The sequence below is a fragment of the Vibrio sp. 10N.286.52.F8 genome (genome assembly GCF_041468745.1).
In the GTDB taxonomy this organism is placed as follows: Bacteria; Pseudomonadota; Gammaproteobacteria; order Enterobacterales; family Vibrionaceae; genus Vibrio; species Vibrio crassostreae_C.
On the sequence record NZ_JBFRJF010000024.1, the window covers coordinates 22,704 to 36,604 of the forward strand.

At 45.1% G+C, this 13,901-nt stretch carries 15 protein-coding genes; 14 read left to right on the forward strand and 1 reads right to left on the reverse strand.

Translation table 11 applies throughout. The features are described from left to right. The first annotated feature begins 5 nt into the window (after nt 1-5). From tgt to secF, 4 genes are all read left to right on the forward strand, one after another. Entirely contained in the window at nt 6-1,142 is a 1,137-nt protein-coding gene (gene tgt, locus AB4133_RS12785) for a tRNA guanosine(34) transglycosylase Tgt (protein WP_017056177.1), read from the forward strand. A gap of 111 nt (nt 1,143-1,253) precedes the next feature. After that, nucleotides 1,254-1,583 (forward strand): preprotein translocase subunit YajC, encoded by a 330-nt coding sequence (gene yajC / locus AB4133_RS12790; RefSeq protein WP_010440492.1) that lies wholly within the window; start codon nt 1,254-1,256, stop codon nt 1,581-1,583. A gap of 20 nt (nt 1,584-1,603) precedes the next feature. Next, on the forward strand, nt 1,604-3,460 hold the full coding sequence (gene secD, locus AB4133_RS12795; protein ID WP_081325187.1) for a protein translocase subunit SecD: 1,857 nt from the start codon (nt 1,604-1,606) through the stop codon (nt 3,458-3,460). Between the two features lie 14 nt (nt 3,461-3,474). After that, nucleotides 3,475-4,422, forward strand: a complete 948-nt coding sequence (gene secF, locus AB4133_RS12800; RefSeq protein ID WP_017062837.1) for a protein translocase subunit SecF — start codon at nt 3,475-3,477, stop codon at nt 4,420-4,422. 293 nt (nt 4,423-4,715) lie between these two features. On the opposite strand, the gene suhB is transcribed toward secF, so the two are convergent. Beyond that, nucleotides 4,716-5,519 (reverse strand): inositol-1-monophosphatase, encoded by an 804-nt coding sequence (suhB, locus tag AB4133_RS12805; protein WP_017062836.1) that lies wholly within the window; start codon nt 5,517-5,519, stop codon nt 4,716-4,718. Nucleotides 5,520-5,700: 181 nt separating this feature from the next. On the opposite strand from suhB, the gene trmJ reads away from it, so the two are divergent. From trmJ to pepB, 10 genes are all read left to right on the forward strand, one after another. Continuing rightward, a complete protein-coding gene (gene trmJ, locus AB4133_RS12810) occupies nt 5,701-6,429 on the forward strand; it encodes a tRNA (cytosine(32)/uridine(32)-2'-O)-methyltransferase TrmJ (RefSeq protein ID WP_372224682.1) in 729 nt (242 codons plus the stop codon). A 116-nt stretch (nt 6,430-6,545) separates the two neighbouring features. Continuing rightward, a complete protein-coding gene (gene iscR / locus AB4133_RS12815; RefSeq protein WP_010440512.1) occupies nt 6,546-7,067 on the forward strand; it encodes a Fe-S cluster assembly transcriptional regulator IscR in 522 nt (173 codons plus the stop codon). Between the two features lie 27 nt (nt 7,068-7,094). Next, nucleotides 7,095-8,309, forward strand: a complete 1,215-nt coding sequence (locus tag AB4133_RS12820; RefSeq protein WP_010440514.1) for an IscS subfamily cysteine desulfurase — start codon at nt 7,095-7,097, stop codon at nt 8,307-8,309. Between the two features lie 33 nt (nt 8,310-8,342). Next, nucleotides 8,343-8,720, forward strand: a complete 378-nt coding sequence (gene iscU / locus AB4133_RS12825) for a Fe-S cluster assembly scaffold IscU (RefSeq protein ID WP_004735094.1) — start codon at nt 8,343-8,345, stop codon at nt 8,718-8,720. A 98-nt stretch (nt 8,721-8,818) separates the two neighbouring features. Beyond that, nucleotides 8,819-9,142 carry an iron-sulfur cluster assembly protein IscA gene (iscA, locus tag AB4133_RS12830; protein ID WP_010440519.1) on the forward strand — a complete coding sequence of 108 codons (324 nt, stop codon included), beginning with the start codon at nt 8,819-8,821 and terminating at the stop codon, nt 9,140-9,142. Nucleotides 9,143-9,226: 84 nt separating this feature from the next. Next, a complete protein-coding gene (hscB, locus tag AB4133_RS12835; RefSeq protein WP_010440522.1) occupies nt 9,227-9,742 on the forward strand; it encodes a co-chaperone HscB in 516 nt (171 codons plus the stop codon). A gap of 22 nt (nt 9,743-9,764) precedes the next feature. Next, nucleotides 9,765-11,615 (forward strand): Fe-S protein assembly chaperone HscA, encoded by a 1,851-nt coding sequence (gene hscA / locus AB4133_RS12840; RefSeq protein ID WP_017062518.1) that lies wholly within the window; start codon nt 9,765-9,767, stop codon nt 11,613-11,615. A gap of 20 nt (nt 11,616-11,635) precedes the next feature. Next, nucleotides 11,636-11,974, forward strand: a complete 339-nt coding sequence (gene fdx / locus AB4133_RS12845; RefSeq protein WP_010440525.1) for an ISC system 2Fe-2S type ferredoxin — start codon at nt 11,636-11,638, stop codon at nt 11,972-11,974. A gap of 134 nt (nt 11,975-12,108) precedes the next feature. Next, nucleotides 12,109-12,309 carry a Fe-S cluster assembly protein IscX gene (iscX, locus tag AB4133_RS12850; protein ID WP_102333716.1) on the forward strand — a complete coding sequence of 67 codons (201 nt, stop codon included), beginning with the start codon at nt 12,109-12,111 and terminating at the stop codon, nt 12,307-12,309. Nucleotides 12,310-12,515: 206 nt separating this feature from the next. Next, nucleotides 12,516-13,811, forward strand: coding sequence for an aminopeptidase PepB (gene pepB, locus AB4133_RS12855; protein WP_017062517.1), 1,296 nt, complete (start codon nt 12,516-12,518; stop codon nt 13,809-13,811). The last annotated feature ends 90 nt before the right edge of the window (nt 13,812-13,901 follow it).

The following is a 13,901-nucleotide window of genomic DNA, read 5'->3' on the forward strand; positions in this document are numbered from 1 at the left end:
GCTTCGTGAAATTAAAATACGAACTTAAAAAAACTAATAGCGGCGCACGTCGTGGTCAACTTCAGTTTGAACGCGGTACCGTTGAAACCCCAGCATTCATGCCTGTAGGTACTTACGGTACTGTTAAAGGTATGACACCTGAAGAAGTAAAAGACACAGGTGCTGAAATCCTATTAGGTAACACATTCCACCTATGGCTACGTCCTGGTCAAGAAATCATGAAAATGCACGGTGACCTGCACGATTTCATGAACTGGCACGGTCCTATCCTGACTGATTCAGGCGGCTTCCAAGTATTCAGCCTAGGTGCAATGCGTAAAATCACTGAAGAGGGTGTTCATTTCCGTAACCCTGTAAACGGTGACAAGATCTTCATGGACGCTGAGAAGTCTATGGAAATCCAAAAAGATTTAGGTTCAGACATCGTAATGATCTTCGATGAGTGTACGCCTTACCCTGCGACACACAAAGAAGCAAAAGACTCAATGGAGATGTCTCTTCGTTGGGCTGAGCGTTCACGTAACCACTTCGACAAACTTGAAAACCCGAACTCACTGTTCGGTATCGTTCAAGGTGGCGTGTACGAAGACCTTCGTGATGTATCCGTTAAAGGTTTAACTGAAATTGGTTTTGACGGTTACGCAGTAGGCGGCCTAGCAGTAGGCGAACCAAAAGAAGATATGCACCGCATTCTTGAGCACACATGTCCTCAACTGCCAGAAGATAAGCCACGTTACCTAATGGGCGTAGGCAAACCGGAAGACTTGGTTGAAGGTGTTCGTCGCGGTATCGACATGTTTGACTGTGTAATGCCAACGCGAAATGCACGTAACGGCCACCTGTTTGTGACTGAAGGTGTGATCAAGATCCGTAATGCGAAGCATAAAACCGATACAACACCACTAGATTCAGAGTGTGACTGTTACACTTGTAAGAACTACAGCAAGTCGTACTTACACCATTTGGATCGTTGTAACGAAATCCTAGGTGCTCGACTGAACACGATTCATAACCTGCGTTTCTACCAACGAGTAATGTCAGACATTCGTCAGTCTATCGATGAAGACCGCTTTGAAGAGTTCGTTGCAGAGTTCTACGCAAGAATGGGGCGTGAAGTGCCACCACTAGGTAAAGAATCTTAGTATTTCTTTTTTGCGAGCCCTATCTCTCTTCCGAGTGATGGGGCTTGAAAATAAAGGGATGCAACCCAATTAGACAAACAATTACGAAAATATAAATAGAGGATGTTTTAAATGTTTATTTCTCAAGCTCACGCAGCAGCAGAAGGTGCACCAGCAGGCGGCGGTTTCGAAATGCTTATCATGCTAGGTATGTTCGCTGTGATCTTCTACTTCATGATCTACCGTCCACAAGCTAAGCGTGTTAAAGAGCACAAGAACCTTATGTCTTCTATGGGCAAAGGCGATGAAGTTCTTACAAGCGGCGGCCTAATCGGCAAGATCACTAAGATTGCAGAAGACAGTGACTACGTTGCTATCGAACTGAATGCAAACAACGAAGTAGTTATCAAGAAAGACTTCGTTACAGCAGTGCTACCAAAAGGTACTCTGAAATCTCTATAAACAGCTAGAGGATCCTCGCTGTGCTAAACCGTTACCCGTTATGGAAGTACCTGATGGTGGTGTTTACTATCGCCATCGCTGCGTTGTACGCACTTCCGAATATATACGGTGAAGATCCGGCAGTTCAAGTTACAGGGGCGCGCGGCGCCTCTGTAGATATGTCTACGCTGGATGCTGTCACCAATGCTCTTGAAGCTGAAAACCTTTCTACTAAATCCGTTGCTCTAGAAAACGGTTCCATTCTTGTTCGCTTTAACGATACAGACTCTCAAATTAGTGCTCGTGATGTCATCACTGAAGCATTAGATGAAGACGTAATCGTTGCTTTAAACTTAGCGGCTTCAACTCCTGATTGGCTTGAATCTATTGGTGCTGCACCAATGAAGCTTGGTCTTGACCTACGTGGTGGTGTTCACTTCTTGATGGAAGTGGATATGGACGCTGCGATGCAAAAGCTGGTTGGCCAACAAGAAGAAGCGTTCCGTAGCGAACTTCGTGAAGAAAAAATCCGTTACCGTGCAATTCGCCCATCTGGTAAAGATGCGGTTGAAGTGATTCTACGTAACGCCGAGCAGCTTGCTGAAGCGAAATCGCTACTGCAATCTAAGCACCAAGACATGACGTTTGTAGATTCTGAATCTAATGGTCGTTTTTCTTTGGTTGCTAGCTTCACAGAGGCTCGTCTTCAAGAAATCCGCAACTATGCGGTAGAGCAAAACATTACCATTCTACGTAACCGTGTTAACGAACTTGGTGTTGCTGAACCTTTGGTTCAACGTCAAGGCTCTAGCCGTATCGTAGTGGAATTGCCTGGTGTTCAAGACACGGCTCGCGCTAAAGAAATTCTTGGTGCTACCGCGACGCTTGAGTTCCGTGAAGTGGATAGCAGTGCTGACTTAGCCGCTGCCGCTTCTGGTCGTGCCCCTGCGGGTAGCGAAATCAAGCAAGATCGTGATGGTCGTCCTGTGGTACTTAAGAAGCGCGTTATTCTAGGCGGCTCAAGTATTACTGATGCAAGCTCAAGTGTTGATGAATATGGTCGTCCTCAAGTTAACATCTCGCTAGACAGCGAAGGTGGTAGCAAGATGTCTGCATTCTCTCGTCAGAATATCGGTAAGCTAATGGCAACGGTATTTGCAGAGTACAAAGACAGCGGTCGTAAAACACCGGAAGGTCGAGTTATCTTAAGTAAGCACGAAGAAGTGATTAACCAAGCGACGATTCAATCTGCGCTAGGCCGTAACTTCCGTATTACTGGTATTGACTCAACGGCTGAAGCTCATAACTTGGCACTTCTACTGCGTGCTGGTGCGTTGATTGCGCCTATCTCGATTGTAGAAGAACGTACGATTGGTCCATCTATGGGTCAGCAAAACATCGATATGGGTATCATGGCGATGGTTTGGGGTATGGCTGCTGTAATGCTGTTTACGCTGCTTTACTACCGTAGCTTTGGTCTGATTGCGAACGTTGCGCTAATGGCTAACTTGGTGTTGATTATCGGTGTTATGTCGATGATTCCGGGGGCTACCATGACCCTACCGGGTATTGCCGGTATCGTATTAACGGTCGGTATGGCGGTTGATGCGAACGTTCTGATCTTTGAGCGTATACGTGAAGAGCTTCGAGATGGACGCAGTCCACAACAAGCTATTCACCAAGGTTACGCGAACGCATTCAGCACAATCGCCGATGCCAACATCACCACACTACTAACAGCAATCATTCTATTTGCTGTGGGTACGGGTGCTATCAAAGGCTTCGCGGTAACGCTGTCTATCGGTATCTTGACTTCAATGTTTACAGCTATTGTCGGAACACGTTGTATCGTGAACCTGATGTATGGCGGCAAACGCGTTAAAAAACTGTCGATCTAAGGCTAGGAATTAATATGTTTCAGATTCTAAAAGCAGACAAAATGATCGACTTTATGCGTTGGTCAAAGGTTGCCTTTGTTTTTTCTATCTTGATGATTGGTACTGCTATCTTCACCCTAACAACGAAATCGTTGAACTGGGGTCTAGATTTTACTGGCGGTACTCTGATTGAAGTTGGTTTTGAACAACCGGCACACCTTCCTGATATTCGTAGTGCACTAGAAGCCGAAGGCTTTGGTGATGCGACGGTACAGAACTTCGGTTCAGCTCGTGATGTGATGGTTCGTTTACGTCCACGTGATGGCGTAGCGGGCGAAACGCTTGGTAACCAAATCCTTTCTGCTATTGAGAATGGTACTGGTGAGCAAGTTGAAATGCGTCGTATCGAGTTCGTTGGTCCTAACGTGGGTGACGAATTAACAGAAGCGGGTGGCCTTGCTATCCTAGTTTCTCTTATCTGTATATTGATCTACGTATCAGTGCGATTTGAATGGCGTTTGGCTGCGGGTGCAGTATTAGCACTGGCGCACGACGTTATCATCACTCTGGGTGTGTTCTCTCTAATGCAAATTGAGGTCGACCTTACCATCGTAGCAGCCTTGCTAACGGTCGTCGGTTACTCCCTCAACGATACCATTGTTGTATTCGACCGTATTCGTGAGAACTTCCGTAAGATGCGTAAGGGTGAAGCGCCTGAAGTACTGAACAGCTCAATCACACAAACATTGAGCCGTACATTGATCACTTCTGGTACCACGTTATTCGTAGTTATCGCACTGTTCGTTCAGGGCGGCGCTATGATCCACGGCTTCGCGACTGCACTTTTATTGGGTATTACGGTTGGTACTTACTCTTCTATCTACGTTGCATCTGCACTGGCTATGAAGTTAGGTATTACGCGTGAACACCTAATGCCACCACAAGTGGACAAAGAAGGTGAAGAGTTTGACGAGATGCCTTAGGCCTTGGCTTAATAAGTTTCGCTAAACCAAAAAAACCGCTAGGCAACTAGCGGTTTTTTTACGTCTGTATTCTAGGGAAGCTCAATACAATTTAGCGTTGAAGTATGTTGAACTTCATTTCACTAAGAGACATCCTGATCGTATCTCGTATCTCGTATCTCGTATCTCGTATCTCGTATCTCGTATCTCGTATCTCGTATCGCAGATACAAAAAAGCCTCGCTATAGCTATATAGCGAGGCTTTGGAATTTTTATGCGCCCTTAAAATAGGGAGCGTTAACGTAAGGTCTGAATTACTTCAGCATACCTTCGTTAGCGTTCTCACGAACGTGCTTAAGAATAGACTTAACACCACGTGCGCTTGAAGCAACAACATTACCAGAAGTCATGTAATCAGTACCGCCAGCAAAGTCAGTCATGATAGCACCAGCTTCACGAGCGATTAGATCGCCAGCTGCTAGATCCCATGGCTTAAGGCCTAGTTCTAGGTAACCATCAACACGGCCAGCTGCTAGGTAACATAGGTCAAGAGCAGGAGAACCTGTACGACGGAAATCAGCACAGTCGATGAATAGACCAGAGATGATCTTCATGAAAGATTCAGAGTGTTGTTTTTGCTTGAATGGGAAACCAGTCGCTAGAACAGTACCTTGAAGGTCTTTTAGTTGAGTAACACGCATACGAGCGTTGTTAAGTTGAGCGCCAGCGCCACGTTGAGCTGTGAATAGCTCGTTTAGCATTGGGTCATAAACACAAGCAACTTCTGTACGACCGTTCATGCGAACAGCGATAGATACAGAGAAGTGAGGGAAACCTTTTACAAAGTTGTTGGTGCCATCCAGTGGGTCAACGATCCATTGTACATCAGAGTCTTTACCTTCAGTCAGGCCTTTCTCTTCAGAAATAATGCTGTGCTCTGGGTAAGATGCTTTGATTGTCTCAATGATCATGTACTCAGCTTCTTGAGCAATGTTAGTAACGTAATCGTTGTTACCTTTTAGAGACGATTCGATCTTATCAGTTGTTTCTAGAGATTTAGCAATATGGTTGCCAGCTTTACGCGCAGCGCGTATCGCAATGTTTAGCATTGGATGCATATGGTTTTTCCCACAAGATGTTAAAGAACAATTTAAAGCGGCGGCGAGTATACCAAAGTTTTACCAAAAGGGAAGTGGTTATTTTTTGAACTCTTGGTTTCACATTACGCGAAGGGTCTGACCATTTTACTTTGCTATGTGTTAATATCTCGCGATTATTTTTAAAGTGGTGTCATATAGCATGTTAGACAATGTAAAAGTCGTTCTGGTTGGTACGTCTCATTCGGGAAATATCGGATCAGCAGCTCGCGCAATGAAAGTGATGGGTTTGAGTCAATTAGTTCTTGTAGACCCTCAATGTGAAGTTGACGGGCAGACCTTAGCACTGGCTGCGGGTGCAGGTGACATCGCAGAAAACGCGACCATCGTTTCTACATTAGACGAAGCCGTAAAAGACTGTGGTTTGGTGGTTGGTTCGAGTGCACGTTCACGTACGCTTGAATGGCCAATGCTTGAGCCTCGTGAGTGTGGACAAAAGTTTGCGATTGAAGGTCAAAAGCACCCAGTCGCATTAGTGTTCGGCCGTGAACGTACTGGCTTGACTAACGATGAGCTTCAGAAGTGCCACTTCCATGTATGTATCCCAGCTAACCCTGAATACAGCTCGCTAAACCTAGCAATGGCAGTGCAGACTCTGAGCTACGAAGTGCGTGTAGCTCACCTTGATATGGTCGCTAGCCAATATCAGCCACAGCAACAAGATGAGTACCCTCGTCACGAAGAACTAGAAATGTTCTATGAGCACCTTGAAAAAGTGATCATTGATACCCAATTTATCTCTAAGGATAAGCCAGGTCAGGTGATGAATAAACTACGTCGTCTGTTCAGTCGAGCTCGTCCAGAGTTGCAAGAGATCAACACTCTACGCGGCATTTTGACTTCAATTGAGAAGAGCAAAAACGACAAATAAAAACCACACAAACCCTAAGGGTGAATACTTGACTAAAATAGTCAACTAAATACTTGACCAATTTAGTCAGGTATGGGAAGATTCCAACCACATAAACAATGTGGATTCGGTGTGATATGAAACTTACATCTAAAGGAAGATATGCGGTAACAGCTATGCTAGATGTAGCACTGCATTCGCAAAAAAGCCCAGTTCCTCTGGCTGATATTTCAGAGCGACAGGGCATCTCATTATCTTACTTAGAACAGCTATTTTCTAAGTTACGTAAAGCTGGCTTAGTTGCTAGTGTTCGTGGTCCTGGCGGTGGTTACCGTTTAGGTGCTGAAGCGAGCGACATCGCTGTCGGAACTGTAATTGCTGCAGTAGACGAATCAGTTGATGCAACTAAGTGTCACGGTCGAGCAGATTGCCAAGGTGGTAGTCGTTGTTTAACTCACACTCTTTGGCGTGATTTAAGCTCCCGAATCAGCAGCTTCTTAAATGACATTACGCTCGGTGAGCTAATGAAAGATAACGAAGTTTTAGAGATTTCTGATCGTCAAGATATCGATCTTGCGGTTAATAATGGTTTTGCACATAAAAATACGAGCACTACAACGATTAGTGCAGCACCTCACGGTGTTAATGCCCGCTCTTAGCGGTCAGTTTTTACATTGGAGTAGAAAATGAAACTGCCTATTTACTTTGACTATTCAGCTACATGCCCAGTCGATCCACGTGTTGCTGAAAAAATGGTTCAGTGCATGACGATGGACGGTAACTTCGGTAACCCTGCATCTCGTTCACACCGTTACGGCTGGCAGGCAGAAGAATCAGTAGATAATGCTCGTGAGCAAATTGCCGATCTACTAAATGCAGACCCACGTGAGATTGTTTTCACGTCAGGTGCTACAGAGTCAGACAACCTTGCTATCAAAGGTGCAGCGCACTTTTACGAGAAGAAAGGTAAGCACGTAATCACGTGTAAAACAGAACATAAAGCGGTTCTTGATCCATGTCGCCAACTAGAGCGTGAAGGTTTTGAGGTGACTTACCTTGAGCCTGAAGCAAACGGCATCATTGATTTAGACAAGCTACAAGCAGCAATGCGTGAAGATACGGTTCTTGTTTCTATCATGCACGTAAACAACGAGATTGGTGTAATCCAAGATATCTCTGCAATCGGCGAATTATGTCGTTCACGCAAGATCATCTTCCACGTTGATGCGGCTCAGTCTGCGGGTAAAATCCCACTAGATGTAAAAGAGATGAAAGTTGACCTTATATCTCTTTCTGCACACAAAGCATACGGCCCTAAAGGCATTGGTGCTTTGTACGTTCGTCGTAAGCCACGTATTCGTCTTGAAGCACAGATGCACGGTGGAGGTCACGAACGTGGTTTCCGTTCTGGTACGCTTGCTACTCACCAAATCGTGGGTATGGGTGAAGCTTTTGCTGTCGCTAAACAAGACATGCAGAAAGATTATGACCACGCACTAGCACTTCGCGAGCGTCTATTGAAAGGGGTTCAAGATCTAGAAGCAGTAACGGTAAATGGCGACTTAGATCAACGTGTACCACATAACCTAAACGTGAGCTTTGCTTTCGTTGAAGGTGAATCTCTGCTTATGTCTTTAAAAGACTTAGCGGTATCATCAGGTTCTGCATGTACATCAGCGAGTCTTGAGCCTTCATACGTTTTACGCGCTCTTGGCTTAAACGATGAACTGGCACACAGCTCAGTACGTTTTTCATTCGGCCGTTTCACTACGGAAGAAGAAATCGACTACGCGATTGCACAAATCCGTGTAGCAGTAAATAAATTACGCGACATGTCTCCTCTATGGGATATGTATAAAGAAGGGATTGATTTGAACACTGTTGAGTGGGCTCATCACTAATCTCACGGAAATAGAGGATTCGAGGTAACTATCATGGCATATAGCGAAAAAGTAATTGATCACTACGAAAACCCACGTAACGTAGGTTCGTTTGATAAAGAAGATCCAAGTGTAGGTAGCGGCATGGTTGGCGCACCAGCTTGTGGTGACGTAATGAAACTGCAAATCAAAGTATCTGCAGAAGGTATTATTGAAGACGCAAAATTCAAGACTTACGGTTGCGGTAGCGCAATCGCTTCTAGCTCACTAGTCACTGAGTGGGTTAAAGGTAAAAGTATTGATGAAGCAGCTGCTATTAAAAACTCTGAAATCGCAGAAGAGCTAGAGTTGCCACCAGTGAAAGTTCACTGTTCAATTCTTGCTGAAGATGCAATCAAAGCAGCGGTTGCGGATTACAAAAAGAAGCACTAATCGTTTCTACAACGTAATCACTTCAAAAAAGTAATATTTGGGAGCACCCTTTGTGCTCCCCCTGAGTTCTCAATTTATATAAAACACAAGGTTGTAGTATGGCCATCACCATGACAGATACGGCAGCAAGCCGAGTTCAAGCTTTCCTAGATAACCGAGGTAAAGGTATCGGGTTGCGCTTAGCGGTAAAAACTACTGGCTGTTCGGGTATGGCGTATGTACTGGAATTCGTTGACGAGCTCAACGAAGAAGACGAAGTGTTCGAGCATTCAGGTGTTAAGGTCATCATTGATCCAAAGAGCCTAGTTTACCTAGACGGTACTGAGCTTGATTACGTAAAAGAAGGCCTAAACGAAGGTTTTGAATTCAACAACCCTAACGCGAAAGGCGAATGTGGTTGTGGTGAGAGCTTCAATGTATAAACGCCTCAATCGTTGAGCGTTTATAATGAGCGAAGAATAAAATTAGGCTCTAAGTAAAGAGCCTAAACTTAGGACCACCGTTACATGAATCATTTCGAATTATTTGGGCTACCACTTCAGTTTCAACTGGATGGTAGCCTTCTTTCTTCTCAGTTTAGAGATCTGCAACGCCAATTCCACCCTGATAAATTTGCCACGGCTTCTGAGCGAGATCGCTTGCTGGCTGTGCAAAAAGCTGCGCAAATCAATGATGCGTACCAGGTGTTGAAAAATCCAGTCAGCCGCGCTGAATACCTGTTAGTTCAACATGGTGAGGATATTCGTGGTGAGCAGCAGACTATGCAAGATCCTATGTTCCTGATGGAGCAAATGGAATTGCGTGAAGAGCTGGAAGATATCGCCGACAGTTCTGATCCTGAAGATGCTTTGTTTGCATTTGAAGGAAAGGTTAGCAAAATGTATAAACAACAATTAAGCGCTATCCAACAAGAACTCGACAGCGAAGCTTGGTTAGAAGCTGCAGACCGAGTAAGAAAGCTTAAGTTTATTGCAAAATTAAAGAATGAAATCGAGTTAGTTGAAGATCGTTTGATCGGCTAGTTCGTATAACAAGGACACATCCATGGCACTACTTCAGATTGCAGAACCAGGGCAAAGCGCCGCTCCTCACCAGCACAAGCTTGCAGTGGGTATTGATTTAGGTACAACAAACTCATTGGTTGCGTCAGTGCGCAGTGGTGAGGCAAGCACGCTTGTTGATCAACAAGGTCGCAGTATTCTCCCTTCCGTTGTTCACTATCAGTCAGAGTCGTACACCACTGGTGATGAAGCGCGTGTAAATGCACAAACTGATCCTAAAAATACCATTATCTCAGTTAAGCGATTAATCGGTCGTTCACTGTCAGATATTCAACAGCGATACCCATCTCTGCCATATCAGTTTGAAGAAAGTGATAATGGCCTGCCTGTGATTAACACAGCGCAAGGAAATAAGAACCCAATTCAAGTATCTGCAGATATTCTTCGTGCACTCGGTCAACGTGCTGAGTCGACGTTAGGTGGTGAATTGGCTGGTGCCGTGATTACCGTCCCTGCGTACTTTGATGATGCACAACGTGCAGGTACCAAAGACGCAGCGCAACTTGCTGGTCTTCATGTGTTACGTCTTCTTAATGAACCCACTGCAGCTGCGATTGCTTATGGCTTGGATTCAGGTAAAGAAGGGGTAATCGCTGTTTATGACTTAGGCGGTGGTACGTTTGATATCTCTATCCTACGCCTGTCTAAAGGTGTCTTCGAAGTTTTAGCAACCGGTGGTGACTCTGCATTAGGCGGCGATGACTTTGACCATTTAATTGCGGATCATTTCCAAGAGCAAATGGGCTTGTTAGAGCTGACAGCAGAACAGAACCGTATTCTTCTAGACGCAGCAACAGAAGCGAAGATTGGCTTATCTGAAGCTGAAAGCGTTAATGTTGAAGCACTAGGTTGGTCTGGCTCTTTAACTCGTGAAGAGTTCGAAGAGATCATCAAGCCACTAGTTAAGAAAACGCTGCTTTCGTGCCGCCGAGCACTGAAAGATGCGGAAGTTGACGCGGATGAAGTACTAGAAGTCGTGATGGTAGGTGGTTCAACTCGTACCTTACTTGTTCGTGAAATGGTCGGTGGCTTCTTTGGTCGTACTCCATTAACCAGTATTAACCCTGATGAAGTGGTTGCGATTGGCGCATCGATTCAAGCGGATATCTTAGTTGGCAACAAGCCTGACTCTGAGATGCTGCTATTGGATGTTATCCCTCTGTCACTGGGTATCGAAACCATGGGTGGCTTAGTCGAAAAGATCATCCCTCGTAATACCACGATCCCAGTTGCTCGTGCACAAGAGTTTACCACGTTCAAAGACGGTCAAACTGCAATGACAGTACACACCGTGCAAGGCGAGCGTGAGATGGTTGATGACTGTCGTTCACTGGCTCGATTTGCTCTGAAAGGCATCCCGCCGATGACTGCAGGTGCTGCTCATATTCGTGTTACTTACCAAGTGGATGCTGATGGCCTGCTATCGGTTACCGCAATGGAGAAGAGCACTGGCGTTCAAGCTGAAATCCAAGTTAAGCCTTCTTACGGTCTAAGCGACAACGAAGTGGCTAGCATGCTGAAAGATTCGATGACGTTTGCAAAAGAAGACATGCAAGCGCGTGCTCTTGCTGAGCAACGCGTAGAAGCGGATCGCGTTATCGAAGGCCTTATCGCTGCAATGCAAGCCGACGGTGACGAGCTACTTGATGAGCAAGGCAAACAACAACTTGTTCAAGCGATTGAAGCACTGATTGAAGTGCGTAATGGCGACAACGCTGATGCTATTGAACTAGAAATTAAGAATACCGACAAAGCGAGCCAAGACTTTGCTTCTCGTCGTATGGATAAATCAATTCGTGCTGCACTGTCAGGTCAGTCAGTCGATAATATTTAATAGTTAGAGAATAGATAAACATGCCAAAGATTATTGTTTTACCTCACGAAGATCTATGTCCAGAAGGCGCTGTTTTAGAAGCAAAAACTGGTGAGACGGTTCTTGATGTTGCATTGAAGGCCGGTATTGGTATTGAACACGCATGTGAAAAATCGTGTGCATGTACGACATGTCACGTTGTGATTCGTGAAGGTTTTGATTCTTTAGAAGAGAGTGATGATCTAGAAGACGACATGCTAGATAAAGCATGGGGCTTAGAGATGGAATCTCGCTTGGGTTGCCAAGCTAAAGTGGCTGATACGGATCTTGTTGTAGAGATTCCAAAGTACACGTTGAACCTGGCTTCTGAAGACCATTAAGAACCTGTTCTCAGTCATGGCTAATACAGCGATGACTGAGAGAGTTATTGCTTAGACAAACATACTAAGAAAACTGGCCTAGAATATAGATCATAAAGGTGACAGAGCGTCGCTGATAAATATAAGGAAGTGTTATGAGCTTGAAGTGGGTTGATTCGCGAGATATCGCAATTGAGCTATGTGATTTGTACCCTGATACTGATCCTAAAACGGTACGTTTTACCGATCTGCATCAATGGGTGCTAGACCTTGAAGAGTTCGACGACGAGCCTAACCACTCGAATGAGAAAATCTTAGAGGCTATTATTTTGTGCTGGATGGATGAGATGGATTAATCCTCTTATCTGATGATTTGGTCGCGGGTTGGCATCAGTCCAATATAAAACGCAGCCAAGTTAACAATTCTTACTAAAAAAAGCGGACCTTATGGTCCGTTTTTTTATCAAAATGACATTTTCCTCCTACATAATGCTAACATCAGTGCGCTAATAAAAAATAATCAGAATCACACTCTCGAAGTGGTTCATGACAAGGAGAAATCATGTCTACACAGATGTCAGTATTTTTAAGTCAAGAAGCTGCCCAGCCTCAGTGGGGAGCAAGAGCTATTTTATCGTTCTCAGAAGCGGGAGCGACAATTCACATTGGTGAAGGCCACGATCTAGGCGCAGTTCAACGTGCGGGTCGTACGCTTGACGGACAAGGTATCGCATTCGTTTCACTTCGTGGTGAAGGTTGGGATCTAGAAAGCGTTTGGGCTTTCTACCAAGGCTACCGTGGACCAAAGAAAAAGAATGCATTGGAATGGGATGCACTTTCAGAAGCCGATCAAACTGAGCTTGAAGCTCGTATTCGCGCAACTGACTGGACGCGTGACATTATCAATAAAACCGCTGAAGAAGTGGCACCTCGTCAACTTGCGACAATGGCTGCAGAATACATCAAGTCAGTGGCACCAGCGGGCACTGTTAAAGCGAAGATTGTTAAAGACAAGGATCTACTAACCGAAGGTTGGGAAGGCATCTACGCGGTCGGCCGTGGCTCTGAGCGTACATCAGCAATGCTGCAACTGGACTTCAACCCAACAGGCGATGAAAACGCACCTGTATTTGCTTGTTTAGTCGGTAAAGGTATTACGTTCGATTCGGGCGGTTACAGTATCAAGCCAGGCCAATTCATGACAGCGATGAAAGCTGACATGGGTGGCGCAGCAACGATTACTGGTGGTTTAGGTCTTGCGATTGAACGCGGTCTTAACAAGCGCATCAAGCTTATTCTATGTTGCGCAGAGAACATGATCTCTGGTCGCGCATTGAAGCTTGGCGATATCATTACCTACAAAAACGGTAAAACAGTTGAGATCATGAACACTGATGCGGAAGGTCGCTTAGTGCTAGCTGATGGCCTGATGTACGCAAGTGCACAAAGCCCTGAGCTGATCATCGACTGTGCAACGCTAACAGGCGCGGCTAAAAACGCATTAGGTAACGACTACCACGCACTATTAAGCTTCGATGATGAGTTGTCTCACCAAGCGCTAACAGCGGCAAACCAAGAGAAAGAAGGCTTATGGCCACTGCCTCTTGCTGATTTCCACCGTGGTATGTTGCCTTCAAACTTTGCTGATCTTTCAAACATCAGCACAGGCGATTACACACCGGGTGCAAGTACAGCAGCGGCATTCCTTTCTTACTTTGTAGATGACTACAAAAAAGGTTGGATTCATATGGATTGCGCGGGTACTTACCGTAAGTCAGCAAGTGACAAGTGGGCGGCAGGCGCAACGGGTATGGGCGTTCGCACACTGGCTCGTCTTCTTATCGACCAAGCAAAATAGTAATAAGGGTGAGCGGTATTTTGTGCCACTCATTCATAAAGCTCAGATCGAAAGATCTCAGTAATTTCAGTATTTAATAACAAAAAAATG

Coding starts and splice junctions, on each gene's coding strand:
- yajC (WP_010440492.1), top strand. CDS start 1,254: ATGTTTATTTCTCAAGCTCACGCAGCAGCAGAAGGTGCACCAGCAGGC.
- secF (WP_017062837.1), top strand. CDS start 3,475: ATGTTTCAGATTCTAAAAGCAGACAAAATGATCGACTTTATGCGTTGG.
- suhB (WP_017062836.1), bottom strand. CDS start 5,519: ATGCATCCAATGCTAAACATTGCGATACGCGCTGCGCGTAAAGCTGGC.
- trmJ (WP_372224682.1), top strand. CDS start 5,701: ATGTTAGACAATGTAAAAGTCGTTCTGGTTGGTACGTCTCATTCGGGA.
- iscR (WP_010440512.1), top strand. CDS start 6,546: ATGAAACTTACATCTAAAGGAAGATATGCGGTAACAGCTATGCTAGAT.
- AB4133_RS12820 (WP_010440514.1), top strand. CDS start 7,095: ATGAAACTGCCTATTTACTTTGACTATTCAGCTACATGCCCAGTCGAT.
- iscU (WP_004735094.1), top strand. CDS start 8,343: ATGGCATATAGCGAAAAAGTAATTGATCACTACGAAAACCCACGTAAC.
- iscA (WP_010440519.1), top strand. CDS start 8,819: ATGGCCATCACCATGACAGATACGGCAGCAAGCCGAGTTCAAGCTTTC.
- hscB (WP_010440522.1), top strand. CDS start 9,227: ATGAATCATTTCGAATTATTTGGGCTACCACTTCAGTTTCAACTGGAT.
- hscA (WP_017062518.1), top strand. CDS start 9,765: ATGGCACTACTTCAGATTGCAGAACCAGGGCAAAGCGCCGCTCCTCAC.
- fdx (WP_010440525.1), top strand. CDS start 11,636: ATGCCAAAGATTATTGTTTTACCTCACGAAGATCTATGTCCAGAAGGC.
- iscX (WP_102333716.1), top strand. CDS start 12,109: ATGAGCTTGAAGTGGGTTGATTCGCGAGATATCGCAATTGAGCTATGT.
- pepB (WP_017062517.1), top strand. CDS start 12,516: ATGTCTACACAGATGTCAGTATTTTTAAGTCAAGAAGCTGCCCAGCCT.